This window comes from Mariniluteicoccus flavus, assembly GCF_054776655.1.
In genome coordinates this window covers 38,824-64,692 of the sequence record NZ_BAAHBN010000005.1, presented here as the reverse complement: position 1 = coordinate 64,692, position 25,869 = coordinate 38,824, and the positions used below count along the sequence as shown (strand labels likewise).

Below are 25,869 nucleotides of genomic sequence, written 5' to 3'. Positions count from 1 at the left end.
AGCTCCTTTGCTCGTGGTGGTGATGGGCTTGGTCAGGCGAGTGTGGGGGATGTGGCGGCGATGGTCTCGCGGATGCGCAGGCGCATCGCAGCGTCAGGTTGGTCGATGAGCATGCGGCAATAGCCGCCCGTGAGGCCTTGGATATCGAGCCCGTACTTCAGGGCCGAAATGCTGGGCCCGATCAGCGGCACGATGGCCTCGATCTTTTCCTGGGCTGACGCGACTCCAGCCGCATCACCGGAAGCAAGAGCCTCGCGCAACTCGACCCACGGTTGCGGGACCACTCCCGAACATCCGGACACCGTGCCTGTGCCGCCGATCGCCATCACGTGCGGCACGTCGGCGTCGTTGCCGGACCAGAGCTTGAATCCCTCCGGCGCGTGGGCGAGATAGTCGTCCACCCGGAGCGAGGCCGTCGCGGACGTCTTGATGCCGTCGATGCCGGACGCCAGTGTGGCCGGCAGGTCTTCCGGCATGAGGTCGGTCACGGCCACGTCTGGGAACACGTAGCCATAGAGCTCTCCCTCACAGACCTCCTTGATGGCGGCCCAGTGACGGGTGATGCCGTCCACCGAGGCCCGGAGGTAGTAGGGGGTCAGCGCGGCCATGCGAGTGGCGCCCAAGCGGACCGCCTCCCGGGTCAGTTCCAGGGACTGGTGAGTGCTCGGAGAGCCGACGTGGACCACGACCCGGGAGGGACCGAAGGTCTCCAGGGCCGCCTCAACGAGTTGGGCGTGCTCCGCGGCGGTCAGCGAGAGGAACTCGCCCGTCGTGCCTGCCACGAACACCCCATCGACCAGCGGCTGGAGGCGATCGAGGTTGGCCTGAAGGGCCCGGATATCCACCTCCCCCGACGTCGTGAAGGGAGTCGTGAGCGCTGACAGAATTTCAGGGGCAGCAGCCATCGTCGGGATCCTCGCATCCTTGCGGCGGTAGACGGTTTACCGTTAACGGTTGACGACAGCGTAAACGGCGAGGAGGCTGGTGCGCAAGAGGTTCGCTACTCTGATCCCGTTGTCCCCTGTGGAGGTGTCTGTCATATGGCTCGAGGCCTGAGAGCCGTCGCCCTGGGCGATCAATTGGCTGAACTGCTGCGCGGCCGCATCGTCGCTGGCCAGATCGCTCCCGGCACCCACCTGGTGGAGGACGCCGTGGCGGTCGAGCACGGCATCAGCCGCGGCCCCGTCCGGGACGCGCTGCGCATCCTCACCGGCGAGGGGTTGCTGGAGTCGCGTCGTCGCGGCTTTTTCGTCCGCGGGTTCACCCAGGTCGACATCGACGAGCTCTACCAGATCCGCGAGGCGGCCGAGCAGCTTGCAGGTCGGCTTGCCCTACAGCGGGCCGCCACCTCGGATTGGGATGATGCGCGTCACTATGTGGACGTGATGAGGTCCACCGCGGACGCCGGCGATCGCCATGCGTACGCGGTCGCGGATCTCGCTTTCCATACGCAGTTCTACGTGCTGAGCGGCAACGCCCGGCTGGAGAGTCTCTGGCGACAGTTCCAGCCGACGTTCGCCGCGCTCCTGGACGTCACGAACGCCCAGGACCTCGACCTGCACCCGTCGGCTGACGACCACGTGACCCTCATGCAACTGGCCGAGGCCGGCGATGTAGCCGGCTTCGCCACGACGTTGACCGACCACCTGGCGGGCTCGCGTCGCCGCATGAGCCAGTCGATGGCGGCGCGGACGAGCCTCGTCGCCATCTCCTGAGGTTCTCAGAGGTCTGCCAGCACGTCTCCGCACAAGTGGACGCGGTAGCCGAGCGCCTCGAACATGGCGGCCTTGGCGACAAGAGCCTTGTCGGCGGTGTCGGCGTCCGGCCCGTAGACCACGTTGAGGTGATTGGCCTTGTGACGGGCCATCAACTGATCGCGGCTGACTCCGTGAAGGACCGCGTTCATGATGGGCCACTCCCTGTTCGTGCCCACCAGTCGACGACGCACCTCGTCCTCAGGCATCTCCACGACGGCGCCGCGGCCGAGGTCAACCTGAAGTGCGCCGTCTTCGATATAGACCCGCGACCACACGATCTCTCCGGGCCTGCTGGTGCCCTGAAGCGTGGACCCGCCGAGCGGGAAAAAGTAGTACGACTGCCGATAGCCGTGGGCGTGGGCGTATCCGCCCAGATGTGACGCCGGGACGGCGCCCGAGATCTCGAGGACCCAGACGAACTGGCCGTCCCATTCATCGCCCCAGCGGATGTCGTGCAGCGTGGTGGATGGGTCCAACCCCATCGCCGTCCACACGCGGTTGGTGACCAGGGCATCGACGGCGACGCCTTCGTCCACCTCGTTGAAGTGCGGCAAGGCCTTGCCCTCATAGAGAACCCGGCCTCCGTCCCTCCTCGTGACCGGCGGCCGATGGGGATCGTTCAACAGCCCCTCAGCCAGATCCGACGCCGGCACCAGGTCCTTCAATCCCTGCTGGTACTGGATTCCGACGGCGTCTGCGCCGAAATCGTCAGCGATGCGCAGTGCAGCCACATACATGCGGCACTGACTGAGCACCTGCTCGTCGGTCAGACACTCCTTCTCGTCTCCCCCGTTGTCGATGTGAAAGGTCATGCCGGCTTCGTCGAGCCACGTCCTGACGGCCTGGGCGTCCGCGTCGCTCACTCGATCCATCTCCGCGACGAGCGCCGACTGCGACAACCGCTCCTTGTAGATGCCGTGGGGGTTGAGGAGCTCGTCGTCGATGATCGCGTTGTACATGCCCATGCACCCCTCGTCGAACACCGCCAGGATCGCCTTCTCGTCCCGCAACTGGTCAGCCAAGGCAATCCCCAGCTTCTTCTCGTCAGACGCCGGCAGCTCAGGAAGGTCGCGGACATGGGAGGCGTCGTGCTCGATCCCGCCGGTGTCGAGCCACTCCTTGAGCTTGCCGAGAAACCATTCGTCGGTGAAGTCCTTGCTCCACAACGATGAGTACGCGATTCCGGCCTTGGTCATGGACCCGGTCAGGTTGAGAAGGCCGACGAGACCGGGGAAATCCCCCGCGAAGTTCGCCACGACAAGGATCGGACCCTCGTGGCTCCGCAATCCGTGGAGCAGGTGATGGCTGTATTGCCAGACGGACTCGATGACGACGATGGGAGCATCCTTGGGGATGGCCCGGAAAACGTCCATCCCCCGCCTCTGGGAATCGATGAAGCCGTGCCCCTTCTTCTCGTCGACTTCGTGGGTGCGGAAAACACTCCATCCAAAGGAGGCCGCCGCATCGGCGAACTGCTGCTCGACCTCCTGCTGCTTCGCCCACGTCTTCACGTTCGCGGTCAGGCGAAGATCACCGTTCGCGACCGTGTAAAGCGTGTGGGGGCGGGTGGTCGGCCGCTCGTTGACAGTGGGCCATTCGTAGGTGCTCATGGCGTCCTCCTCTGGACTCGATCAGACGCGACGACAGTTGCAGAAATCGATTTCAGCGTCAAGGATTGCTCCGCCGCCTCCCACACCGTGAGCGCCTATGCTGCTGAGCGCGGAACACGAAGGAGAACGCCGATGGCCACGATCTACGATGTCGCTCACCGTGCCGGCGTGTCGCCGGCCACGGTGTCCCGCGTCTTCAACGGGTCGAACGTCCGGCCCCATCTCGCGCAGGCGGTACGCGACGCCGCGATCGACCTTGCGTACGTGCCGAACAGCAACGCCCGACGCCTGCGCCTGCAGCGCTCCGAACTCATCACGCTGATGGTCCCCGACATCGAGAACCCCTTCTTCACGTCCATGACCCGCGCTGTGGAAGATGTCGCCCGGGCGGCCGGTTTCTCGGTCCTGCTGTGCAACACTGACGACGACCCGGACAAGTTCGCCGAATATCTGCGGGCGGTCGTATCCGAACCGGTGGCGGGGATCCTGGTCGTGCCGCCGAGTCCCGATGTTGTCCTCGACATCGCCATGGAGCGGTCCGTTCCGGTGGTCTGCGTCGATCGGAGCGCGCCCCGCTATGCCCTGGACTCCGTCGTGGTCGACAATGTCGCCGGAGCACGTGCCGCGGTCGCAGACCTGTTCGCCGCAGGCCACCGAAGAATCGCGTGCATCACCGGTCCGTCCTCGGTCGAAACCGCCGCCCTGCGACAGCAGGGATGGGAGCAGGCGGTCCGCGCCCACACTGGCGCAGAACCCGATCGCAGACTCGTCCGGAACGTCGACTACACCGTCCGAGGTGGTGAGGAGGCCGCGACCGCCCTCCTAGGGATGGGCGATCCTCCCGATGCGATTCTCGCGGCGAACAACAAGTTGGCCGCGGGGGTGGTGCGGGTCATGTTCGAGCGCCAGCTCTCGCCAGCTGAACTGGGGCTCGCATCATTGGGTGGACTGCCCTTCGTCGCCTGGCAGCCGCGTGGCACCCGCGTGTGGCACCTCCCGGCACGAGGCCTGGGCAGCGAAGCTGCTCGCATCCTGATTCGCCGCATCAACGGCGATGATGCCGAGGTGCAGCACCTGGTCCTCCCCACGGTCCAGACCGATCATGAGGACGGGTACGCCGAGCCCCAGCGCTAGTCCCTCAACGCCCCGGCAGCGCCCGCGGCGTACGCCACTGGCGCCGGGCCCGCTGTTGCGGGGTCATGCGTACGCCCCCGGTCGGGTCGGCCGTGAACAGGCGCGACCCCGGGGGCGTGGCGTGGGCCTGGCTGAGCAGCTCGCCCAACTCGTCGACCTGGTCGCGCAGCAGGTCGAGCTCGGCCTCGAGCTCGAGGATGCGGCGGATGCCCTGCAGGTTGATGCCCTCGTCCTGCGACAGCCTCTGGATCAGCCGCAGCTTCGCCACGTCGCGCGGCGAATAGCGTCGTCCGCGGCCCGACGTGCGGCGCGGGGAGACCAGCCCCATGCGGTCATACGTACGCAGGGTCTGCGGGTGCATGCCGGCGAGCTGGGCGGCCACGGAGATCACGAAGATCGGCGCATCGCGGTCGACGACCTGCACCCCGTCCCCCGACGGGCGCTTGCGGGGGGCCATGATCAGGCCCCCAGCCTCTGGCGCGGGTCGGGCTCGCCGGCGGTGGCCGCGTACGCGCGGAGCGCCTGCTGGGCCTCGTTCGACAGCGCCGACGGGACGACGACGTCGACGGTCACGATCAGGTCGGCATGGGTGCCGTCCTTGCGGGGCACACCCTTGCCGCGGACGCGGAGCTTGCGGCCGTTCGGCGTCCCGGCGGGCACGCGGAGGCGTACGCGGGGCCCCTTCAGCGTGGGCACCTCGATGTCGGCGCCCAGCGCGGCCTCGGTGAACGTGATCGGGACCGTGATCGTGAGGTTGTCGCCGTTGCGAGCGAACAGGGCGTGGGGACGCACGTGGACGATGACATAGAGGTCACCGGCCGCGCCGCCGTTCTCGCCAGCGCCGCCCTTGCCCTTCAGGCGGATGCGCTGGCCGTCGGAGACGCCCGCGGGGATGCGTACCTGCATGGTCGTGGTCGACTTGCCGCGGCCCGAGCCGTTGCAGTCGGGGCAGGGCTCCTCGACGACGAGCCCGCGGCCGCGGCAGTCGCGGCAGGGCTCGGACACGGCGAAGCCGCCGGAGGCGGACGTCTGCATGCCGGATCCCTGACAGGTCAGGCAGACCGTCGGCATGGTGCCGGACTTCGCGCCGGTGCCGTGGCAGAACCGGCACGCCTCGGTCGAGACCAACTGGATCGGCACCGTGGTGCCGTCGACGGCGTCGACGAAGTCGATCGTGACCTCGCCCTCGACGTCGGAGCCGCGGCGAGGGCCGCGGCCGCCGCCGGGCGCGCGGGTCTGGCCCGCGCGGTTGAACAGGCCGCCGAACAGGTCGCCGAGGTCGGCGCCCTGGGCCTGGCGGAACAGGTCCTCCGCGGTCTGGGCTCCGGCACCGCCGGCCGCGCTGCCGCCGCCGCTGCGCGGGAAGCGGAACCCGCCGCCGCCGAACAGCTTGCGGGCGTCGTCGTATTCCTTGCGCTTCTTGGTGTCCGACAGGATCGAGTTGGCCTCCGACGCCTCCTTGAAGCGCTTCTCGGCCGACGCGTTGTCGGGGTTCTGGTCAGGATGGTTCTCCCGCGCGATCTTGCGGAAGGCCTTCTTGATGTCGTCGGCACTCGCGTCCTTGGAGACGCCGAGAACCTTGTAGTAGTCCTTCTCGAGCCAGTCCTTCGTGCTCATGGGCGTCTCCTGGGTTCAGCGGTTGGTTGGGGTGGGGTGGCTTCGACTCGCTGGCGCTCGCTCAGCCAACGTGGAGACTGGCGCTCGCTCAGCCAACATGGAGACTGGCGCTCGCTCAGCCAGCGTGTCGATCACTCGGCCGGCAGCGCCACGGCCACGCGGGCCGGCCGGATGACGCGCCCGCCCAGGCGATAGCCCACCTGCATGACGTCGATGCACGTCGGCTCGGTGATGCCGGGCATGTTCGCCTGCATCAGCGCGTCGTGAATCTGGGGATCGAACGGGTCGTCCTTCTCGCCGTAGGCCTCGAGCTTGTGCTTGGTCGCGACCCGCTCGAGCTCCTCGGCCAGCAGCTTGAAGCCGCCGGAGAGCTCCTCGTGCTGGCGCGCGGTGCGCAGGTTGTCGAGCAGCGGCACGAGGTCGACGACGACCGACTCGACGCCCGACAGGCGCGACAGGTCGCGGTCGCGGTCGACGCGGCGCTTGTAGTTCACATATTCGGCCTGCAGGCGCTTGAGGTCGTTGGTGCGCTCCTCGAGCTGCGTACGCAGGGTCGCGGCCTCGTCGGGGGTGTCCTGCGGTTCGGCGGCGGCCTCGGGAGCGGCGTCCTGGGGCGCGTCGGCGTTCTCGACCGGGCTCATCGGGTCCTGCGGCATGCCGGCCTCGGGCGAGGCGGCGGCGGGATCGATGTCCTCGGGAGCGCCGGGTTCGGTGGTGGGGCGGTCAGCGTCGTGCGCCACGGTGATCTTCTCCAGTCAAGTCGGTGCGAGGGGCGAGGTTCGGATGGGGGTACGCCGGGGCGTACCCCCAGAAACCGTACGCCGGGCCGCCGCGAGTGGGCGGCCCGGCGTACGCGTGGTCACTTCTTGTCGTCGTCCTTCTTCTCGTCCTTCTTGTCCTCGTCGACGATCTCGGCGTCGACGATGTCGTCGTCGGACGAGGTCTTCGCGGACGAGTCGGACGGGGCGTCGGACTCGGCGCCGCCCTGCGCGCCCTGCTGCTCGGCGGCAGCCGCGGCGTACATGGCCTGGCCCATGGCGGCGGACTTGGTGTTCAGGTCCTCCATCGCGGCCTTGATGGCGTCGGTGTCGTCACCCTCGAGCTTCTCCTTGAGGGTCTTGAGCGACTCCTCGACGGGCGTCTTGACGTCCTCGCCGATCTTGTCGCCGTTCTCCTGGAGCAGCTTCTCGGTGCGGAACGCGAGCGAGTCGCCCTCGTTCTTGGTGTCGACCGACTCGCGGCGCTTCTTGTCCTCCTCGGCGTGTGCCTCGGCGTCCTTGACCATGCGGTCGATGTCGTCCTTGCCGAGGGCCGAGCCGCCGGTCACGGTCATCGACTGCTCCTTGCCGGTGGCGAGGTCCTTGGCGTGGACGTGGACGATGCCGTTGGCGTCGATGTCGAAGGTCACCTCGACCTGGGGCACGCCGCGCGGGGCGGGCATCAGGCCGGTCAGCTCGAAGTTGCCGAGCGACTTGTTGTCGCGGGCGAAGTCACGCTCGCCCTGGTAGACCTGAATCATCACCGACGGCTGGTTGTCCTCGGCCGTGGTGAACACCTCGGACGACTTGGTCGGGATCGTCGTGTTGCGCTCGATGATCTTGGTCATCACGCCGCCCTTGGTCTCGATGCCGAGCGACAGCGGGGTCACGTCGAGCAGCAGGACGTCCTTGACCTCACCCTTGAGCACGCCGGCCTGCAGGCTGGCGCCCAGGGCCACGACCTCGTCGGGGTTGACGCCCTTGTGGGGCTCCTTGCCGCCCGTGAGTTCCTTCACCAGCTCGGCCACGGCCGGCATGCGGGTGGAACCACCCACGAGGACGACGTGGTTGATGTCGCCGACGCTGATCTTGGCGTCCTTGACCACGGCGTTGAACGGCGCGCGGCAGCGGTCGAGCAGGTCGGAGGTCATCTTCTGGAACTCCGAGCGGGTGAGCTTCTCCTCGAGGTGGAGGGGACCCGACTCGCCCAGCGTGATGTAGGGCAGGTTGATCGACGTCTCGGACGCCGACGACAGCTCGATCTTCGCCTTCTCGGCGGCCTCGGCGAGGCGCTGCTTGGCGATCTTGTCCTTCGACAGGTCGGTGCCGTTCTTGTTCTTGAACTGGCTGACGAGCCACTCGACGATGCGGTTGTCCCAGTCGTCGCCACCGAGCTTGTTGTCGCCGTTGGTGGCCTTGACCTCGAAGAACGACTTGCCGTTCTCGGTGCCGATGTCCATGAGCGAGACGTCGAACGTGCCGCCGCCGAGGTCGAAGACCAGGACGAGCTGCTCGCCGTCACCCTTGTCGAGACCGTACGCCAGCGCGGCCGCGGTGGGCTCGTTGACGATGCGGTCGACCGTGAGGCCCGCGATCTCGCCGGCCTCCTTGGTGGCCTGGCGCTCGGAGTCGGAGAAGTAGGCCGGGACCGTGATCACGGCGTTGGTGACGGGCTCGCCGAGGTAGGCCTCCGCGTCCCGCTTGAGCTTCATGAGCACGCGGGCGCTGATCTCCTGCGGCGTGTATTTCTTCCCGTCGATGTCGACGTTCCAGTCGGTGCCCATGTGGCGCTTGACCGAGCGGATGGTGCGGTCGACGTTCGTGACGGCCTGGCGCTTGGCGACCTCGCCGACGAGGACCTCGCCGCCCTTGGCGAAGGCGACAACCGACGGCGTGGTGCGGGCGCCCTCGGCGTTGGGGATGACGGTGGGCTCGCCGCCCTCGAGGACGGCGACGACGGAGTTGGTGGTGCCGAGGTCGATACCTACTGCACGAGCCATGGTTGATTCCTCCAGTGGTTGGGTGGTGCTTGAGTCTTGAGTTCACGGGGCTCGCGGGTGACCTTGAGCCTTACGCACTCAACTATGCACCTTGAGCCGAGGGCGCGCAAGGTGAAGTTGAGCGATGGGGGCTCAATTCAGGGTCGGCTCAGGGTCGGGCTTGACAGGGCGCCCGGACTTCCCGTTATGGTTGAAATATCAATCATCGGGAATCCCCCGGCACCCCGAAGGAGAAACCCGTGCGTACCCTGCTCCATCCCCCCGCCGCCCTCCGCGACGCGGCCCTGCTCGTCTCCCGCGTCCTGCTGGGCGTCGTGCTCATGGCCCACGGCTGGCAGAAGTTCGCCGAGTGGGGCCTCGGCGGCACCGCCCAGAGCTTCGGCAAGATGGGGGTGCCGGCGCCCCAGGTCTCGGCGGTCTTCTCGGCCGTGGTCGAGCTCGTCGGCGGCGCGCTGCTCATCCTGGGCGCCTTCACGCCGGCCGTCGCGGCGCTGGTCGCGATCAACATGCTCGGCGCGTTCCTGTTCGCCCACGCCGGCAAGGGCGTGTTCGTGAAGGACGGCGGCTGGGAGCTCGTCGCCGTCATCGGTGCGGCCGCCGTTGCCCTGATCGGCGCCGGCGCCGGTCGCTTCAGCGTCGACGGGCTGCTGGGCCGGCGTACGCGCCCGGCCGAGGCGACCACCGAGGCGCGCGAGGCGCGCCAGGGGGCGTCGGCGGTCTGACGCCACCCGGATGAACGCGCGTACGCGCCCGCCGCAGGAATGCGGCGGGCGCGTTCTGTGTTGTGGCTCACATGACGACTCTGAGCGAGGGCGCGAAGGCCCTTCTGGACGCCCCCAACTATGCGGTGCTCGGCACCCTCAACCCCGATGGATCGCCCCAGCTGACGACGATGTGGGTGGGCCGCGACGGCGACCAGCTGTTGTTCTCGACCGTGGAGGGACGGCAGAAGCCCAAGAACCTGGCGCGCGACCCGCGGGTGAGCGTGATGATCATGGACCCGGAGAGCCCGTTCCGCTACCTGGAGGTGCGCGGCACGGCCGAGGTGCAGCGCGACGAGGGTTCCTTGATCAACGACCTGTCGCACAAATATGTGGGGCAGGACTATGCGACCGAGCCGGAGGGCACGGTGCGCGTGGTGGTGCGGGTGACGCCGACGAAGGTGATCGAGCGGAAGTAGCTCCTCGTCTCCCTGGCGCTCGCTCGGAGAACGTGGGCGCAGGGAATACTGAGGGCATGATCCACCACGTCGAACGCGGCTTCGGGGAGTCGATCGTGTTCCTGCCGGTCATCGGCGGGACCGAGCGCCAGTTCACCCACCAGCTCGAACACTTCGGTCGCGACCACCGCGCGATCGCGGTCACGCTGCGCGGCAACGGCGAGTCGCCCGAGCTCGACGTGCCGGTCGACGAGGTGGTGCGTACGCAGGCCAACGACCTCGTGATGCTGCTCGACCGGCTGCAGGTCTCGCGCGCCCACGTCGTCGGCACGATCTATGGCGGCGCGGTGGCGCAGCGGTTCGCGATCGACCATCCGCGGATTGTGCGGTCGCTGACGCTGGTCGACACGTGGTCGGACGCGACCGGGCGTACGCCGGCGGAGAAGCTGATGAACCTGTCAGCGCTGGCGACTCCGGCGACCTATCGGCTGCCGAAGGCTGTGGTGCGATCGGCGGTCATGTCGCCGTATCTGCCGCGGTGGCCCGAGGCCGCGCACGTCATGGGGTCGTTCGTGAGCAACGGGCGGCTGCCGGAGCAGGCGCTGCAGCAGCGGGCGCAGAACGGCGTACGCATGACCGGCGAGCTGCGGAAGCTGACGATGCCGGTGTTCGGGCTCGCGGGCGACGCGGCGCCGTGGATGGTGTCGATGATGCGGCGGACGATGGGCGCGGTGCCGGCCGGGCGGCTGGAACTGGTGAAGGGCGCTTTCCACCCGAGCAACCTGACCGCGCCGGAGGAGTTCAACCGGCTGCTGCGGGGGTTCCTGGAGGGGCAGCGGGCGTACTGACCCCCGCGCGTATTAGCGACCGGTAATCACACTCAGCACGCCGTGCACGGTGTGCTGAGTGTGATTATGGGTCGCTAATACGGGGGTGGGGCGGCGTCAGGGCACGCTGGCGATGACGCCGGCGACGAGGGCGAGGCGGTACGCGGCGGCGGCCGTCTCGATGTGCTCGTGGCGCGCGTGGGCGCCCGATCCTTCGGCGCCCAGGCCGCAGACCACCGGTCGGCCGATCCCGGCGACGAAGTTCGCGTCGCTCGCGCCGCCGACCGACGTGTGGTCGAGCGGGCGACCCAGGCCCTCGGCCACCGACTGCACCAGTTCCAACAGCGGCCGGCTCGTGTCGTCGAGCGCCATCGGCGGGCGGTTCCACTCGCAGGCTAGGGCCAGGCGTACGCGGGGGTCGGTGGGCGCGATCTCGGCCAGCGCGGCGTCGACGCGGGCCTGCTCGGCGGCGTTGGGTACGCGGATGTCGACCCGCGCGGTCGCGCGGCCGGCGACGACGTTGGTGCCGCTGCCGCCCTCGACGAGGCCGACGTTGACCGTGGTGCCGGCGGCGGGGTCGGCGATCGCGACGATGCGGGTGATGGCCTCGGCCAGCGCGTGGACCGCCGAGGCCCCCTTCTCGGGCTCGAGCCCGGCGTGGGCCTCGACGCCGGTCGCCTCGATGGCGAGCAGGCCGACGCCCTTGCGGCCGGTCTTGATCGCGCCGCCCGGGGCGCTCGCCTCGAGGACCAGGGTGGCGTCGGCGTCGGCACAGACCCGCTCGATCACCGGGCGCGAGGCGGGTGAACCGATCTCCTCGTCGCCGTTGATCATGAACACGACGTCGGGGCGATCAAGGTCGGATTCGATGAGCAGCCTGAGGGCGTACAGGCCCTGGACCAGGCCGAACTTCATGTCGAAGACACCGGGGAGGCTGAGCTTCCCGTCCTCCGTGGTGCCGGCCCAGTTCGCGAGCGTGCCCGTCGGCCAGACCGTGTCGTAGTGGCCGATGATCACGACGCGACCGGGGCGGGTGCCGGCGTACGTGAGGACGAGCGAGTCTCCATGATCATTACCGTCGACGGTCTCGGCCGAAGTGGGCTCGCCGCAGAGCCGGCGTACGAGGGTGGAGACGTGGTCACGGCACTCCCGCAGGGCGGGCAGGTCGTAGGAGTTCGACTCGACGCGGCACAGGGCCTCGACGTCGGCGAGGAATGCGGGGGTGTGGTGGTGGGCGAGGGCTTCGACTCGCTGGCGCTCGCTCAGCCAACGTGAGGCGAGGGCTTCGACTCGCTGGCGCTCGCTCAGCCAACGTGAGGAGGCGGGCTCGCTCAGCCAGCGTGAGGGGGTTGCTTCGACTCGCTGGCGCTCGCTCAGCCGACGTGAGGGGGTGGGCTCGCTCATCATGCGTTCCCGATGCCGAAGGGGATGCCGGCGAGGAGCCAGACCATGAAGAACGCCACCCAGACCACCCAGACCACGCCCGCGATCGGGATCGTGAACGAGGCGAGGGTGCCGATGCCGGCCGACTTGCGGTATTGCTGCATGAATCCCAGCGCCATCACGAAATACGGGCTCATGGGGGTGACGCAGTTGGTGACGGAGTCGGCGATGCGATACATGGCCTGGGTGGTGGCGGGCGGGATGTCGAGCAACATCAGCATCGGCACGAAGATCGGCGCCGCCAACGACCACATGGCCGAGCCCGACGTGATGATGAAGTTCATCACGGAGATGATCACGGCGACCAGGAGCAGGATCAGCCAGGCCGGCATGTTGGCGTTGTCGAGCGTACGCGCCCCCGAGACGGCGATGATCTCGCCGATGCCGGTCCACTTGAAGTAGGCCAGGAACTGGCTGATCGCGAAGAAGAGCACGAGGATCGGGGCCATCTGGGCGATGCCCTCCCCCATCGCCTTCACGACGTCCTCGGCACTGTCGAACTCCTTGGCGACGAAGCCGTAGACGACGCCGAGCAGGGTGAAGAAGATGCCGAGCACGAAGGCCATGCCGGTGAAGACCGGCGAGCTCGGGATGTCGCCGCCCTTGCCGCGGAACGCCGACGTCGTCGGGACCATCACGGCCACGACGGCGGCGATGAACAGGAGGCCGGTGATCGTGGCCCAGCGCAGGCCCTTGCGCTGCAGGGGCGTGACCTGGAGCGACTCGCGGGTGACCTCCTCGACCTCGTGGTCGGCGTCGACCTCGAGGTCGGGACGCTTCGACAGCAGGGTCTCGACGACGACGGTGATCGTCAGCGCGATGACCACCGACGAGGCGAGCCCGAACCAATAGTTCGACAGCGGCGTGACCAGCACGCTCTTGTCGATGGTGTGGGCCGCGGCCGTGGTGATGCCGGACAGCAGCACGTCGGTCGTCGTGATCGACGGCGAGGCGTCATAGCCGGCGGAGATCGAGACGAACGCCACGATCGCGCCGAGGATCGGCGACTTTCCGGCCGCCTTGAAGACCATGGCGCCGAGCGGGATGAGGGCGACGTACGCCGCGTCGCCCGCCACGTGGCCGACCATGGCGGTCATGGCCAGGGCGAAGGTGACGTATTTCCCGGGAACCCGCGTGACCGTGTTCCGGAGCACGGTGTCGATCAGGCCGGACTTCTGGGCGACGGCGATGCCGAGCATCGTCGTCAGGATCGTCGCGAGCGGCGGGAAGTTCGCATAGTTCGTGACCGCGTCGCCGAGCATCGCCTTGATGCCGGCGGCGCTGAGCAGGCTTTTGACCTCCAGCACCTTTCCGGTGGCCGGGTGGTGGACCTTCAGCCCGCTCGCGTCGAGGATCGCGCTCAGGATGATCGTGATGATCGCCAGGATCGCGAACAGCCAGAACGGGTGGGGCAACTTGTTGCCCACCCGCTCGATGACGTCGAAGCTCTTCAGGGCAAAGGCCATCGCGCCGCTCGGCTGGTCGACGGTCGTGGCCTTCGCAGACCGGGACTCGGTCTCGGGCGTGTGGGACATGGGGGATCCTTCGGCTCGGGGTCCGCCCACCCTAAGGGAGGCGGGCCCCGGCGTACGGGCCTGTCCGGAACCGCGATCTCGACCCGGGGATCAGTCCTGGTCGGCCTTCCGCAGGGCGCCGCCGAGGCCGACCATGACCAGCACCATGACGATGGCGAACGGCAGCGCCATCACGATGGTCGCGTTCTGGAGCGCGGTGATGCCGCCGACGAGGAGCATGGCGATGGTGAGGACGCCCATGCCGACCGACCAGATGGTCCGGAGCCACCAGGGCGCGTCGGTGCGGTCCTCCGGCGCCTCGGCCGACAGGTTGGCCATGACGATGGCGCCCGAGTCGGCCGACGTGACATAGAGCAGAAGGCCGACCAGCGTCGCGATCGCGATGAGGACCGTGGCGCCCGGGCTCGCCTGCAGCAGGGAATAGAACCCCTGCTCCGGCGCGGCGACCGTCTTCTCGCCGAACGCCGGGTTGCGGCGTACCTCGTCGATGGCGCGGTTGCCGAACAGGGAGATCCAGACCAGGACATAGCTGAACGGGATGAGCAGGGTGCCGAGGACGAACGAGCCGATGGTGCGGCCGCGGGAGATGCGGGCGAGGAAGAGGCCGACGAAGGCGGCCCAGGCGATCCACCAGGCCCAGAAGAACAGGGTCCAGGCCTGGACCCACTCGGCCGGGTAGGTGCCGACGAGCGTGTTCCACGTCATCGACGGGAAGAGGGCGACGAACTCGCCCGCGTCCTTGGCGACGGCGGCGGCCAGGTGGGCGGTGTTGCCGGTGAACAGGACCCAGGCGGCGAGGACGAGCGCCAGGCCGACGTTGAGCTGGGACATCAGCTTCACGCCGCGCGCGACGCCCGAGATGGCCGAGATCGTCGACGTGATGACGGCGAGGGCGATCAGGCCGAGCTGGGCGGGGATGCCCTGCTCGATGCCGAACAGGAGCTGGAGGCCGACGTTGAGCTGGACGACGCCGATGCCGAGCGAGGTGGCGATGCCGAAGACGCCGCCGACGACCGCGGCGGCGTCGACGAGGTCGCCCAGGAAGCCGTCCACGCGATTGCCGAGCACGGGGCGCAGGGCCGAGCGTACGGCCAGGGGCATGCCGCGGCGGTGGGCGAAGAAGCCGAGGGCGAGGCCCATCAGGGCATACATGCCCCAGCCGGTGATGCCGTAGTGGAAGATCGTCCAGACCGGCGCCTGGGCCGCGGCCTCCGGGGAGCCCGGCGTACCGGCGGGGGGTTCGAGGAGGTGGGACACCGGTTCGGCGACCGAGAAGAACAGCAGGTCGGTGCCGAGGCCGGCGGCGAACAGCATGGCCGCCCAGGTGAAGGTGTTGAACTCGGGGCGCGAGTCGGCGGGGCCGAGGCGGACCTTGCGGAAGCGGATGCCGAGATAGATCACGAAGACCAGGACGACCGCGGCCAGGAGCATGTAGAACCAGCCCACGTAGGTCGCGAGGAAGCCCACCGCGGCGCCGAGGGCCGTCGAGGCGCTGGTCGGCGAGATCAGGGCCCAGAGCGCGACGACCGCGATGAGGCCGGCCGCGGTGCCGATCACGGACTTCTTGAGCACGACGGGCTGGCGCGGCGCTGCGGTCGCGGGTGGTTCGGTGGCGCTGGAGGCCATGGGGTTCCTACCTCGGGTCGGGACGGTGGCTCACAGTAGCCGAGGTGGGGCTGTCTTCTGGGGACATCGCGTTCTTGGGGTTCGGGGGTTCAGCTGTGGGCGCGCTCCAGGTCGAGGAGGTAGGCCTTGGCCTCGGCGCCCCCGCGATAGGCGCCGTACGCGCCGTCGGACCGGACGACGCGGTGGCACGGGACGACGAGCGGGACGGGGTTGCGGGCGCAGGCGGTGCCGACCGCGCGTACGGCGCGGGGGCTGTCGGTCTCGGCGGCGACCGCGGCGTAGGTGCGGTTGGAGCCGAACGGGATGGTACGCAGGCGGTCGAGGACGGTGCGGCGGAATCCGCGGGCGAGGGCGAGGTCGAGGTCGAGGTCGTCGGGAACGGGGCGGCCGGCGAAATAGGCGTCGAGGGCGCGGGCGGCGGGGTCGAGCCGCCGGTGGTCCTGGAGGACCTTCGGGGAGACGGCGGCGGCGAGCTCGGCGAGGACCGGGTCGACGCCCTCGGACTCGAACGCGACGCGGACCACGCCGCGGGGGGTGGCGGCGATCACGAGCGGGCCGAGGGGTGAGTCGAGCGGGCGCCAGGCGACGTCGAGGTCACCGGAGGTGTCGGCGGCCGCGGCGAGACGGGCGCGGAGGCGGGCGAGGGCGCTCCTCGACTCGGCCGCGGACGGCCTCGCTCGGAGAGCGTTGTCCAGGGAGTCCGCGGGCGGCCTCACTCGGAGAGCGTTGTCCAGGGAGTCCGCGGGCGGCCTCACTCGGAGAGCGTCTTCGGGATCGGTGTTCACAGCTGGTCCTTCCTGGCGCGGAGTGCGCGGATGCCGTCGGCGCCGGCGCGGCGCGCGGCCTCGGGGGTGCCGCCGAGGACGGCGGCGATGTCGGCGTACGCGAGGTCGGCCGCGTACCGCAGGACGACCACGTCGCGCTGTTTCGGCGGCAGCGCGGCGACCGCGTCCCAGACCGGCTCGGGCGGGGACGGGTTGCCGGTGCGCGCGGGGCGCTCGGGGAGGTCGGCGACGGAGACGGGCGTACGCCGGCGCACCTGGTCGAGGCAGGTGCGCCGGGCGATGGTGACGAGCCAGGCCTCGACGTTGGCGTCGTCGGCGAGGTCGGGCCAGGCGCGCAGGGCCTTGAGGAACGTGTCGGCCCAGGCGTCCTCGGCGTCGGCCGGGCGGAGCAGCGCGCGACAGACCCGCAGCACGGTCGGCCCGTGGTCGGTGACGGCGGCGTCGAACGGGGCGCGCACGGCCTCAGCGCTGCCCGAACGTCGGCACCTCGGCGAACAGCGTGACCGGCAGCGCACCCTCGACCTCGAGGAGCCAGGCCTTGCGGTCGACGCCGCCCGCGTACCCCGTCAGGGTTCCCTGAGACCCGACCACGCGGTGGCACGGGACGATGATCGAGATCGGGTTGTGGCCGACGGCCTGGCCGACGAGTTGGGCGTTGCGGGAGCCGACGCGGGCGGCGACGTCGCCGTAGGTGACGGTCCGGCCGGGCGGGATCGTCAGCAGGACGTCCCAGACGGCGCGTTGGAACGGGGTGCCGCGGAGCTCGATGGGGACGGTGAAGGCTGTGCGTTCGCCGGCGAAGAGTTCCTCGAGCTCGGTGCGGGTCTGGGCGAAGATGGGCTCTTCGGGCTCGACGCGGCGGCCCCAGAGGGCGCGGTCGGGACGGGTCCAGTGGCCCGGGAAATAGATGCCGACGACGACGTCGTGGCCCTCGCTCCCCTGGTCGACGACGACGTCGAGCGCGCCGATCGTGGTCTCGACGACGGCGTACCGCAGGTGTTCGGTCACGGTTCCTCCTCACCCCGCAGACGTGCCGGCCGTCCGGTTCGTGAGGTCGATCCTAGGGCGGGTCCCCGCGTGATAGTCCTGAGGCGTGACTTCCGCGCCCCCGTTCCCCGGCCACCGGCCGGGCGAGGCGGCGTACCTGCGGATCGTGGTCGCCCTGTTCCTCGCGGGGCTGGCGACGTTCGCGCTGCTGTATGCGACGCAGCCACTGCTGCCGGAGCTCGGCACCGCGTTCGGGGTCGATGCCGCGACGACGACGCTGAGTGTGTCGGCGACGACGTTCGGGCTCGGCATCGCGCTGCTGGTCGCGGGGCCGGGGACCGAGATGTGGGGGCGTACGCCGCTCATGATCGGGTCGCTGTTCGCCTCGTCGCTGGCCGGGCTGGCGTGCGCGGTGGCGCCGTCGTGGCCGATGCTGCTGGTGCTGCGTGGGGCCGAAGGGCTGCTGCTGGCGGGGCTGCCGGCGGTCGCGACGGCGTACCTCCGCGAGGAGGTGCATCCGACCGCGTCGGCGCGGGCGACGGGGCTCTACATCGGCGGGACAGCCATCGGCGGCATGAGCGGTCGCCTGCTGTCGGGCTTCGTCGGCGACCATTTCGGCTGGCGCTGGGCGGTCGGGTCGATCGGGCTGCTGGGGCTGGCGTGCGCCGTGATGGTGTTCGTGCTGCTCCCGCGGTCACGGAACTTCGTTGCGGTTCCGGCGAGGGCGTCGGAGGTCTGGGCCACGGCGCGGCGCGTACTCACCGACCCGGCGCTGCTCGCCCTCTATGGCATCTCATGCACGCTGATGGGCGGGTTCGTGGCTGCGTACAACGCGATGGGCTTCCGGCTCGCCGCGCCCCCGTACGCGCTGCCGCTGGGACTCGCGTCGCTGGTGTTCCTGTCGTACGCGATCGGCTCGTTCTCGAGCTCGTACGCGGGGTCGCAGGCCGACCGGCACGGCCACCGGGCCGTGGTGCCGGTGGCGATCGTCGTCGGGCTGGTGGGGCTGGCGATGACGCTGGCGACGCCGCTGTGGCTCGTGGTGGTGGGCCTGACCGTGTTCACGGCCGGCTTCTTCGCGGCCCACGGTGTGGCGTCGGGCTGGGTCGCCGCCCGCGCCGCCCTCGGTGGGGGCGGCACGGGGCAGGCGGCCTCGCTGTATCTCTTCGCCTACTACTTCGGGTCTTCCGTCTTCGGGGCCCTGGTCGGCTTCGCTTGGACCGGTGGCGGCTGGCCGGGCGTCGTGATCATGGTCGCGGCGCTGTGGCTGGTCGCGCTCGGGCTGGCGCTGTGGCTGAGGCGGGTGCCGAAGCTGGAGTGACCTCCGGGGGGTTTCCCGGGGCGTGCGGAGTCAGTCGCGCGGGCAGGTGCACCAGTCTTCGGGGCGCACCTGAGCCTTCACCTGGTCGACGTGTTCGCCGCAGCCCTGCCAGGTGGTCTTGTGGCACTGGGGGCACTCGACGGGCTTGCACATGGGGTCCTCCTCGGTCTGATGTTCCGCCGACTGGTCGGGCCGGCCGCACCAGCGTACGCCGGGGTGGCGACTTGACCGGCGCACGGCACCGGCTCGTATCGTGGACGCTTCCGTCCGCGGGACGGGCACGACCGAACGATCCCCCAGCGAGGCCCCGCATGAACATCCACGAATGCTCCACGACCGTCGACCTGCCGCCGTCGGCGCTGTTCCGGATCCTCAACGACGAGGCCTTCCTGTCCGCCCACCTGCCCCACGCGGGGAGCCCCGACGCTCTGTGGCTGCGCGTCGAGGAGCCCGAGACCACGCTGTCGTGGGGCTCGTCGGCCCACCACCCCGGCTCGCTGGACGTGCTGCCGGCGGGGAACGGGCACAGCGAACTGACGCTGCGACTGGCGGGCGACGACGACCTGAGCGGCCTGACGACGGTGACGGCGGCGGCGATCAAGGCTGTCGCGGAGGAGACGTACGCGGAGGTGTGATCCCTTCGACTCGCTGGCGCTCGCTCAGGGAACGTAGGGGGTGTGATCCCTTCGACTCGCTGGCGCTCGCTCAGGGAACGTAGGGGGTGTGATCCCTTCGACTCGCTGGCGCTCGCTCAGGGAACGTAGGGGGTGTGATCCCTTCGACTCGCTGGCGCTCGCTCAGGGAACGTAGTGGGTGCGCTCGCTCAGGGAACGTAGTGGGTGCGACTTTTCGCTCATCAGTGACGATCTCGAGGCCTCCACGCGCTCGAGTTCGTCACTGATGAGCGATGTGTCGCACTCAGAGCGTCGCCGTGTCGATCACGAAGCGATAGCGCACGTCGGAGTTCACGACGCGGTCGTAGGCCTCGTTGATCTGGTCGGCGCCGATCACCTCGATCTCGGCCGCGATGTCGTGCTCGGCGCAGAAGTCGAGCATCTTCTGGGTCTGGGCGATGCCGCCGATGTTGGAGCCCGCGATCGAGCGGCGGCGGCCGGTGAGCAGGCCGACCGAGAACTCGAGCTTGTCGGTCGGGAGGCCGACGTTCACCATGACGCCGTTGAGGTCGAGCATGCCGAGGTAGCCGTTGAGCGGGATCTTCGCCGAGACCGTGTTCAGGATCAGGTCGAACGACTCGGCCAGGTCCTTGAACACCGTGCCGTCGGCCGTGGCCCGGTGGTCCTTCGCCCCGAAGCGCAGCGAGTCGGCCTTCTTCGAGTCGGTCTGCGACAGGACCGTCACCTCGGCGCCCAGCGCGGCGGCGATCTGGACGCCCATGTGGCCGAGGCCGCCCATGCCGACGACGGCGACGCGGGAGCCGGGGCCGACGCCCCAGTGGTCGAGCGGCGAGAAGGTCGTGATGCCGGCGCAGAGCAGCGGGGCGGCCCTGTCGAGCGGAATCGAGTCGGGGATTCGCAGGGCGAACCGCTCGGTCACCACAACCTGCTGAGAATAGCCGCCCTGGGCCACCTCGCCGTCGGGATAGTGGGAGGCGTACGTCCCGACGACGCCGCCGGTGCAGTACTGCTCGTCGCCGGCCTTGCACGCTCGGCATTCGCCGCACGAGTCGACCATGCAGCCGACACCGACGTGGTCGCCGACGGCGAACTTGGTCACGCCCGAGCCGACCTCGGCCACGACGCCGGCGATCTCGTGGCCGGGAACAATCGGATAGCGCTGCTCGCCCCACTCACCGCGCACGGTGTGGATGTCGGAGTGGCAGATCCCGGCGTACGCGATGTCGATGCGGATGTCGTCGGGCCGCAGGTCACGGCGCTCGATCGTGGTGGGCTCGAGCGCGGCGGCGGCCGCGGGCGCGGCCCAGGCCTTGACGGTGGTGGTCATGGTGGTCTCCTCGGTGTTGGTCGGAGTCCACGCTAGCGAGCCGGGTCGGGCTCAGGCTGACTGTCCCAGCGCCTTCTCGATGTCGGCGGCGATGGCCTCGGGCTGGGTGGTCGGCGCATAGCGCTTGATCACCTGACCGTCGCGGCCGATGAGGAACTTGGTGAAATTCCACTTGATCGTGCCCGCGAGCACGCCCTTCTTCTGCTCCTTGAGCCAGCGGAAGACCGGATGGGCCTCGGGGCCGTTGACGTCGATCTTCGAGAACATCGGGAAGGTCACCCCGTAGTTCATCGAGCAGAACTCGCCGATCTCGGCGTCGGTGCCGGGCTCCTGGTTGGCGAACTGGTCACAGGGGAACCCGAGCACCACCAGCCCGCGGTCGCCGAAGCGCTGGTGCAACTCCTCGAGGCCCTCGAACTGGGGTGTGAGCCCGCACTTGCTCGCGGTGTTGACCACGAGGGCGACCTGGCCCGAGTAGTCCGCCAGAGCTTTGTCAGTGCCGGTGAGGGTGATCGCGTTGAAGTCGTGGAACGTCGTCATGCTCCAATCCTGCCACCGGGCTCAATCGGCTCCCCGCTAGCGTTCCCCCATGAATCCCTTGCTCACGCTGGTCGCCGCGGCCCAGGGCGTACGCGTCCGCCGGTCGGTGGAGATGTTGCCCGAGGCGGCGGGGCCGACGCGCGGGGTGGTTTCCGGGGGCGCTTCCGGGACCGGGGCGCTGCGCGTCGCCGTCATCGGCGAGTCGACGGCCGCCGGCTGCGGTGCAGCGACGCACGACGACGGGTTCGCGGGGGCTTTTGCGCGCGAGCTGGCTCGGCGCGAGTCGCGGTCGGTGGAGTGGCAGGTCGCGGGCCAGCACGGCGCGACGACCCGGCGCGTACGCCACCGCCTGCTCGACCGCGTGGATCGCGAGGTGGACGTCGCAGTGTTGTTGATCGGGGTCAACGACGTGCTCACGCGGCGCCCGGTGGAGGACTGGACCGAGGACCTCTCTGCGATCCTCGGCGCGCTCGCGTCGCGGGCCGATCGCGTGGCGGTCGCAGGGATCCCGCCGTTCACGGCGTTCCCGGCGCTGCCGCGTACGCTGGCCCGCTATCTGGCTGGGCGGGCTGAGCTGCTGGACGCGGCGGCGCGGGAGGTCTGCGCGGGCCGCGCGGGCGTGACGTGGCTGAACACGGCGGAACTCGTGCAGGAGGGGCCGGAATTCTTCGCGAGCGACGGCTTCCATCCGTCGTCGCTGGGGTATGAGCAGTGGGCGCAGGCTGTCGCGGACGTGCTCCCCGACGAGGGCGCCTCCGGCCGCTAGGGTGGGCGCAGCCCGGACCGGTTGGCCGGCTCCCGCGACCGAGGAGGAACCATGGCAGGACTCATCCGCGTGCTGCGCGACATCGCGCTGCTCATCGTTCGCGTGGGCTTCGGCGCCCTCCTGATCGTGCGCGGCTGGCGCCGCTGGACGGGCGACGGCGGCATGCAGCGCCAGATCGACTATCTGGCGCAGTTCCAGACGCCGAGCCCCGCCGTGCTGGCCTGGGGCGGGACGCTGCTGGAGATCATCGGGGGCCTCTTCCTCATCTTCGGCCTCCTGACGCCCCTGGTGGCGCTCGCCGTCGTCGTGCAGCAGGTGATGATCATCCTGTGGACCCGCTACTTCAAGGGACCGTTCCTCGACAACGGGGGCTTCGAATATCAGGCGGTGCAGGCCGGGCTGGCGCTGCTGCTGGCGGTCTTCGGTGGCGGACGGGCCGCGATGGACCACCTGTTCAAGCGGAGCAAGGACGACGACGAGGACGACGACCACCGCTATGTCGACGCCGCCAAGCCGCGCCCGACGGGCTCGACGCGGGCGGGCGTGAACGACTTCGACCCGGCGTGATCGGTCGGAGCCTCAGGGGTTGAGGAGGTCCTCGACGCGGATCGTCTCCGGCGGCTGTCCGCCGGCCTGGAGGGTCAGGGCCGGTTCGGCGCGGCAGTCGAGGACCATCGTGCCCAGCGTCTCTGGGCCGCGATACACGCCTTCGGGCATGGGACGCCGGCCGAGCTGGTCGAGGCACCAGGCGACGGGGTCGCCGTCGGGGAGTTCCCAGGTCGCGGCGGTGCGCCCGCGTACAAGGCTGTTCTCGGCCGGCGCGTCGAGTCCGTCGATGGCACGCAGGTGGTTGGTGTGCCAGGCGACTGGGTCGTCGGCGAGTTCGGCGAACTGCCCGGCCGCGGCCTCGACCCCGGCGTACGCGCCCCTGCGCCAATCGGTGAGTGCGTAGTGGAAGCCGCCGGCTGAGGGGGTGCTGCGCAGGTGGGCGCGAGCGTCGTCGAGCGTGGTGGCATCGGCGAGGCCGCGGGCGACGAAGTGGCGCCCGGGGGCGGCGGCCGGGGTGGTCACGGTGATGGCGTCGCAGCCGTGGGCCAGGCCGTGCCCGGTGATCACGAAGGAGTTGGCCGGGATCATGCCGGGAGTCCAGAAGGCCCAGATCGGCGCGCGACCATCGATGTCCAGGGTCACCGCCACGCAGTCGAAATCGGCCGGGCCGTCCTCGTTGTGGGCGACGACGAGGCCGTCGGGTCGGCACAGGGCGACGTCGGTGCAGCCGAGGCCGTCGGTGCCGAGGTCGCCGCGGAGGTTGAGGAGTTCGAGGTCGGCGGTGGGGATGCCGGCGCCGGCAGCGAGGGCGACGAGTTCGGCGTGGGCGGGGGTGTTTCGGGAGGCTTCGAGGACGTGGGGCAGGTGGGGGGACCACTCGGCGCGCTGGCGGAGGGGGGCCATCACGGCGGCGCTCTCCACGACGGCGCGAATCCGCGGGGCGCAGGCGCGGCCGAGCTCGGCGTACGCGGTCTCGGCATCACCAGACACGACGAACCAGTCGAGGTGGGCGAGGGTGCGGTGGTGGAGCATGGGGCGACCTTAGCTGCGAGGTTTGGTGCGCGGTTGGTGCGCGGGCCGGGCCGGGCTCCGCGAGCTTCGTCTTGCGGCTGGGACGCCGGGTCGTGGGTTCGTGGGTCGCGTTGGGTTCGCGGCGTCTTTACGCCGCTTCACCGAACTCGCGGTCGCCCGGCCCACACCCCCACCGCTGTTCGCTGGCTGAGCGACGAAGGAGTCGAAGCCCACGTTCTCCCAGCGAGTGCCAGCGAGACGAGGAGTGCTGACGGTCTGCGGAATGGTCCACGTTCTCCGAGCGAGGCCGTCTGCGGCCGAGTCGAGGAGCGGATGGGTTCACTGTGGACATGCTTCGCGCCCGCCGGGCAGGTTCTCCTGGCGGGTCGGTCAGCAGGGATGCGGGCCGCGGTCGTGCGGGTGGGTCAGGCCGCGATCTCCTCGACGAGGGGGATGAGGGCGGGGTTCAGCTGGGCGAACACGCGTGCCGCAGCGGCTCGTGCTTCTTCCTTGATCTGTTGTTTGGCGTGCTTCTCGGCGACTTCGGCTGCTCGTCGGGTGGCTTGGCGGATCCTTCGCTTCGTCCCGGTCGGGTCGATGACCAGGTCGGTGTCGGGATTGCGGGTGAACGTGCCGTGGGGTGTGGTCCAGAACTCCTGCCCGGTCGGGGTCCTCCAGTGCTTCACGCCCGGGCGGACGGCAGCGGAGGTGAACCCGCCGAAGGTCTTGGCCCGGTGGACCCGCTTCGACAACGGCGTCAGATTCGTCGTGCACGTCGCACCGAGGGGGAACTCCACGATGTGATCGAGATCGATCCACTTCCCCGCGGAACGCCTCGTGGAGAACGGGAATGCCTCGTATTCCTCCCGCAGCAACACCTCCCGCCGCTGCGCCTCGGTCGGCTCATAGCCGACCGTCACGTGCGGCACCTCTAGATCCAGAACCGGCCGCACGGTCACCTTGCCGGCGTTCCGAGCAGCGCATCGAGTTGGGAGCGGGCGACAGAGCCCAAACCGACGACCTCACCTCCGGCGCCGCGGTCGACCTGGTCCGGGCGGACGTGGATCACGAGTTCGAGGAGATCCTTGCGTGCGGGCAGGGTGCCGGCATGCCCTTCGGCGTCGTCGAAGTCGAGGGTTCCGGAGCCGAGGACGCGTCCGGCGCGGGCTGGGTCGGACAGGAGCTCGAGCGCCTGGGCGCGGAGCACGGCGAACTCCTGGTCCAAGGGATCGACACGAGGACTATCGACACGAGCACCATCGACATCTGCACCATCGACATCCGCACCATCGACGACGGTGCCGTTCTCGTCGGACGAGTCGCGACGTCCGGCGTCGCGGAGGATGCCGGCGAGTTGGGTGATGGTCTTGTCGAGGCGGAGCCCGGCGGGACCATCGACCTGTCCTGTGACCAGTGCGGTCCCGGCCTCCCCTGGCCGAACGGTGACGAAGCGCCGCTCCAGTGCAGCCTTCCTGCGTGCTTCGGCACCGTCGGGGTCGACCACATCACAGAGCAATTCGGCCCGGTTGAGCAGCCGGGTGACGGTGTATTGCGGGGCGAACGGCGCGAGTTTCCGATCGACTTCACCGGCCATCTTGTGGGTGAGTTCGCGGGTGCGGGTGAGTTGGGCGACCTTGCGGGCAGCGAACACGCGAACGTAGCCGCCGATCACCAACGCCCACAACTTCGGATGACGATGACGAAGGTCGAGGACATCGGCGATGAGCTGGGCCGCGGCGTCCGGCGAGATGCCCAACGCCGGACCCACCTCCAACGAACAGAACTCGGCGACCTGTGGCGTGCCGTCCCCGCCGAGCAGCATCAGTCGTTCGCCATGGAGGACCGACGGCGCGGAATCGTCGTCGTGAAGGGGTGCGTCGATCCAGCCGTACGCCTTCGCTGCGGCGGCGACCAGGGCCACTTGATCGATCTCGGCCTGGCGTTGGCGGTCGGCGGCGTCCTTGAGGCCGAGGATGACCGCGGTGCGGTCGGGTTTTCCCTTCGCAACAAGGTGTTCGATGAGATCGTCCATGGCTTCCCCCTGGGGTGTGGTGATGGTTCCAGCCTAGGAAGGGGGTCTGACAATTTCGGGTCCTGAACGGGGTCTTCCGAAAAGAATCTCGAACTATTTTTCCTTTCGCAGAAGGCGATCGCGGGCAGGTGGCTTCGACTCGTTCCTCGCTCAGCCAACGTGAGCCCGGGGGTGGCTTCGACTCGTTCCTCGCTCAGCCAACGTGAGCCCGGGGGTGGCTTCAACTCGTTCCTCGCTCAGCCAACGTGAGCCCGGGGGTGGCTTCAACTCGTTCCTCGCTCAGCCAACGTGAGCCCGGGGGTGGCTTCAACTCGTCCCTCGCTCAGCCAACGTGAGCCCGGGGGTGGCTTCAACTCGTCCCTCGCTCAGCCAACGTGAGCCCGGGGGTGGCTTCAACTCGTCCCTCGCTCAGCCAACGTGAGCCCGGGGGTGGCTTCAACTCGTCCCTCG

General features: G+C 69.4%; 27 protein-coding genes. 9 read left to right on the top strand and 18 right to left on the bottom strand.

Going from position 1 to position 25,869, the window contains the following annotated elements:
• Window positions 1-32 precede the first annotated feature (32 nt).
• A complete protein-coding gene (locus ACYVAG_RS09940) occupies window positions 33-905 on the bottom strand; it encodes a dihydrodipicolinate synthase family protein (RefSeq protein WP_460769293.1) in 873 nt (290 codons plus the stop codon).
• Between the two features lie 135 nt (window positions 906-1,040).
• On the opposite strand from ACYVAG_RS09940, the gene ACYVAG_RS09935 reads away from it, so the two are divergent.
• Window positions 1,041-1,715 (top strand): GntR family transcriptional regulator, encoded by a 675-nt coding sequence (locus ACYVAG_RS09935; protein ID WP_460769291.1) that lies wholly within the window; start codon window positions 1,041-1,043, stop codon window positions 1,713-1,715.
• A 5-nt stretch (window positions 1,716-1,720) separates the two neighbouring features.
• On the opposite strand, the gene ACYVAG_RS09930 is transcribed toward ACYVAG_RS09935, so the two are convergent.
• On the bottom strand, window positions 1,721-3,367 hold the full coding sequence (locus ACYVAG_RS09930; RefSeq protein WP_460769290.1) for a hypothetical protein: 1,647 nt from the start codon (window positions 3,365-3,367) through the stop codon (window positions 1,721-1,723).
• Between the two features lie 132 nt (window positions 3,368-3,499).
• Here ACYVAG_RS09930 and ACYVAG_RS09925 point away from each other — a divergent pair, with 132 nt between their 5' ends.
• The gene (locus ACYVAG_RS09925) at window positions 3,500-4,501 is read left to right on the top strand and encodes a LacI family DNA-binding transcriptional regulator (RefSeq protein ID WP_460769288.1); all 1,002 of its coding nucleotides are present in this window, start codon (window positions 3,500-3,502) and stop codon (window positions 4,499-4,501) included.
• Between the two features lie 4 nt (window positions 4,502-4,505).
• Here ACYVAG_RS09925 and ACYVAG_RS09920 read toward each other — a convergent pair whose 3' ends face one another.
• From ACYVAG_RS09920 to dnaK, 4 genes are all read right to left on the bottom strand, one after another.
• Entirely contained in the window at window positions 4,506-4,958 is a 453-nt protein-coding gene (locus ACYVAG_RS09920; RefSeq protein WP_460769287.1) for a heat shock protein transcriptional repressor HspR, read from the bottom strand.
• Window positions 4,959-4,960: 2 nt separating this feature from the next.
• Window positions 4,961-6,118: a molecular chaperone DnaJ gene (dnaJ, locus tag ACYVAG_RS09915; protein ID WP_460769285.1), complete on the bottom strand. Its 1,158-nt coding sequence runs from the start codon at window positions 6,116-6,118 to the stop codon at window positions 4,961-4,963.
• A gap of 131 nt (window positions 6,119-6,249) precedes the next feature.
• Complete coding sequence (gene grpE / locus ACYVAG_RS09910) at window positions 6,250-6,858, bottom strand: nucleotide exchange factor GrpE (protein WP_460769283.1); 609 nt, start codon at window positions 6,856-6,858, stop codon at window positions 6,250-6,252.
• A gap of 119 nt (window positions 6,859-6,977) precedes the next feature.
• Window positions 6,978-8,876, bottom strand: coding sequence for a molecular chaperone DnaK (gene dnaK / locus ACYVAG_RS09905; RefSeq protein ID WP_460769282.1), 1,899 nt, complete (start codon window positions 8,874-8,876; stop codon window positions 6,978-6,980).
• A gap of 239 nt (window positions 8,877-9,115) precedes the next feature.
• On the opposite strand from dnaK, the gene ACYVAG_RS09900 reads away from it, so the two are divergent.
• From ACYVAG_RS09900 to ACYVAG_RS09890, 3 genes are all read left to right on the top strand, one after another.
• Window positions 9,116-9,598, top strand: coding sequence for a DoxX family protein (locus ACYVAG_RS09900; protein WP_460769281.1), 483 nt, complete (start codon window positions 9,116-9,118; stop codon window positions 9,596-9,598).
• 71 nt (window positions 9,599-9,669) lie between these two features.
• The gene (locus ACYVAG_RS09895) at window positions 9,670-10,056 is read left to right on the top strand and encodes a PPOX class F420-dependent oxidoreductase (protein ID WP_460769279.1); all 387 of its coding nucleotides are present in this window, start codon (window positions 9,670-9,672) and stop codon (window positions 10,054-10,056) included.
• Window positions 10,057-10,112: 56 nt separating this feature from the next.
• Complete coding sequence (locus ACYVAG_RS09890; protein ID WP_460769277.1) at window positions 10,113-10,883, top strand: alpha/beta fold hydrolase; 771 nt, start codon at window positions 10,113-10,115, stop codon at window positions 10,881-10,883.
• Between the two features lie 96 nt (window positions 10,884-10,979).
• Here ACYVAG_RS09890 and ACYVAG_RS09885 read toward each other — a convergent pair whose 3' ends face one another.
• The 6 genes from ACYVAG_RS09885 to ACYVAG_RS09860 form a co-directional block, all read right to left on the bottom strand.
• Complete coding sequence (locus ACYVAG_RS09885) at window positions 10,980-12,266, bottom strand: M20 family metallopeptidase (protein WP_460769276.1); 1,287 nt, start codon at window positions 12,264-12,266, stop codon at window positions 10,980-10,982.
• Entirely contained in the window at window positions 12,266-13,840 is a 1,575-nt protein-coding gene (locus ACYVAG_RS09880) for an AbgT family transporter (protein WP_460769275.1), read from the bottom strand. Before ACYVAG_RS09880 ends, ACYVAG_RS09885 begins: the two co-directional genes overlap by 1 nt.
• Before the next feature lie 90 nt (window positions 13,841-13,930).
• Window positions 13,931-15,466, bottom strand: a complete 1,536-nt coding sequence (locus tag ACYVAG_RS09875) for a BCCT family transporter (protein WP_460769274.1) — start codon at window positions 15,464-15,466, stop codon at window positions 13,931-13,933.
• Between the two features lie 89 nt (window positions 15,467-15,555).
• Entirely contained in the window at window positions 15,556-16,182 is a 627-nt protein-coding gene (locus ACYVAG_RS09870) for a methylated-DNA--[protein]-cysteine S-methyltransferase (RefSeq protein WP_460769272.1), read from the bottom strand.
• Between the two features lie 65 nt (window positions 16,183-16,247).
• Window positions 16,248-16,709, bottom strand: a complete 462-nt coding sequence (locus ACYVAG_RS09865; RefSeq protein WP_460769271.1) for an RNA polymerase sigma factor — start codon at window positions 16,707-16,709, stop codon at window positions 16,248-16,250.
• 4 nt (window positions 16,710-16,713) lie between these two features.
• Complete coding sequence (locus ACYVAG_RS09860) at window positions 16,714-17,259, bottom strand: methylated-DNA--[protein]-cysteine S-methyltransferase (RefSeq protein WP_460769270.1); 546 nt, start codon at window positions 17,257-17,259, stop codon at window positions 16,714-16,716.
• Between the two features lie 85 nt (window positions 17,260-17,344).
• Here ACYVAG_RS09860 and ACYVAG_RS09855 point away from each other — a divergent pair, with 85 nt between their 5' ends.
• Window positions 17,345-18,559 (top strand): MFS transporter, encoded by a 1,215-nt coding sequence (locus ACYVAG_RS09855; protein ID WP_460769269.1) that lies wholly within the window; start codon window positions 17,345-17,347, stop codon window positions 18,557-18,559.
• Window positions 18,560-18,589: 30 nt separating this feature from the next.
• On the opposite strand, the gene ACYVAG_RS09850 is transcribed toward ACYVAG_RS09855, so the two are convergent.
• Window positions 18,590-18,712 (bottom strand): hypothetical protein, encoded by a 123-nt coding sequence (locus ACYVAG_RS09850; RefSeq protein WP_460769268.1) that lies wholly within the window; start codon window positions 18,710-18,712, stop codon window positions 18,590-18,592.
• Window positions 18,713-18,870: 158 nt separating this feature from the next.
• On the opposite strand from ACYVAG_RS09850, the gene ACYVAG_RS09845 reads away from it, so the two are divergent.
• Window positions 18,871-19,194: a hypothetical protein gene (locus ACYVAG_RS09845; protein WP_460769267.1), complete on the top strand. Its 324-nt coding sequence runs from the start codon at window positions 18,871-18,873 to the stop codon at window positions 19,192-19,194.
• A gap of 283 nt (window positions 19,195-19,477) precedes the next feature.
• On the opposite strand, the gene ACYVAG_RS09840 is transcribed toward ACYVAG_RS09845, so the two are convergent.
• Window positions 19,478-20,521, bottom strand: a complete 1,044-nt coding sequence (locus tag ACYVAG_RS09840) for an NAD(P)-dependent alcohol dehydrogenase (RefSeq protein WP_460769266.1) — start codon at window positions 20,519-20,521, stop codon at window positions 19,478-19,480.
• 51 nt (window positions 20,522-20,572) lie between these two features.
• Complete coding sequence (locus ACYVAG_RS09835; RefSeq protein WP_460769265.1) at window positions 20,573-21,061, bottom strand: glutathione peroxidase; 489 nt, start codon at window positions 21,059-21,061, stop codon at window positions 20,573-20,575.
• Between the two features lie 49 nt (window positions 21,062-21,110).
• Here ACYVAG_RS09835 and ACYVAG_RS09830 point away from each other — a divergent pair, with 49 nt between their 5' ends.
• Complete coding sequence (locus ACYVAG_RS09830) at window positions 21,111-21,827, top strand: SGNH/GDSL hydrolase family protein (protein WP_460769264.1); 717 nt, start codon at window positions 21,111-21,113, stop codon at window positions 21,825-21,827.
• A 51-nt stretch (window positions 21,828-21,878) separates the two neighbouring features.
• Entirely contained in the window at window positions 21,879-22,394 is a 516-nt protein-coding gene (locus ACYVAG_RS09825) for a DoxX family protein (protein WP_460769263.1), read from the top strand.
• 12 nt (window positions 22,395-22,406) lie between these two features.
• On the opposite strand, the gene ACYVAG_RS09820 is transcribed toward ACYVAG_RS09825, so the two are convergent.
• The 3 genes from ACYVAG_RS09820 to ACYVAG_RS09810 all read right to left on the bottom strand — a co-directional run bounded on the left by ACYVAG_RS09820 (window position 22,407) and on the right by ACYVAG_RS09810 (window position 25,419).
• The gene (locus ACYVAG_RS09820; RefSeq protein ID WP_460769262.1) at window positions 22,407-23,408 is read right to left on the bottom strand and encodes a C45 family autoproteolytic acyltransferase/hydolase; all 1,002 of its coding nucleotides are present in this window, start codon (window positions 23,406-23,408) and stop codon (window positions 22,407-22,409) included.
• A 404-nt stretch (window positions 23,409-23,812) separates the two neighbouring features.
• Window positions 23,813-24,316 (bottom strand): hypothetical protein, encoded by a 504-nt coding sequence (locus tag ACYVAG_RS09815; RefSeq protein WP_460769261.1) that lies wholly within the window; start codon window positions 24,314-24,316, stop codon window positions 23,813-23,815.
• Between the two features lie 26 nt (window positions 24,317-24,342).
• Entirely contained in the window at window positions 24,343-25,419 is a 1,077-nt protein-coding gene (locus tag ACYVAG_RS09810) for a DUF222 domain-containing protein (RefSeq protein WP_460769260.1), read from the bottom strand.
• Between the last annotated feature and the right edge of the window lie 450 nt (window positions 25,420-25,869).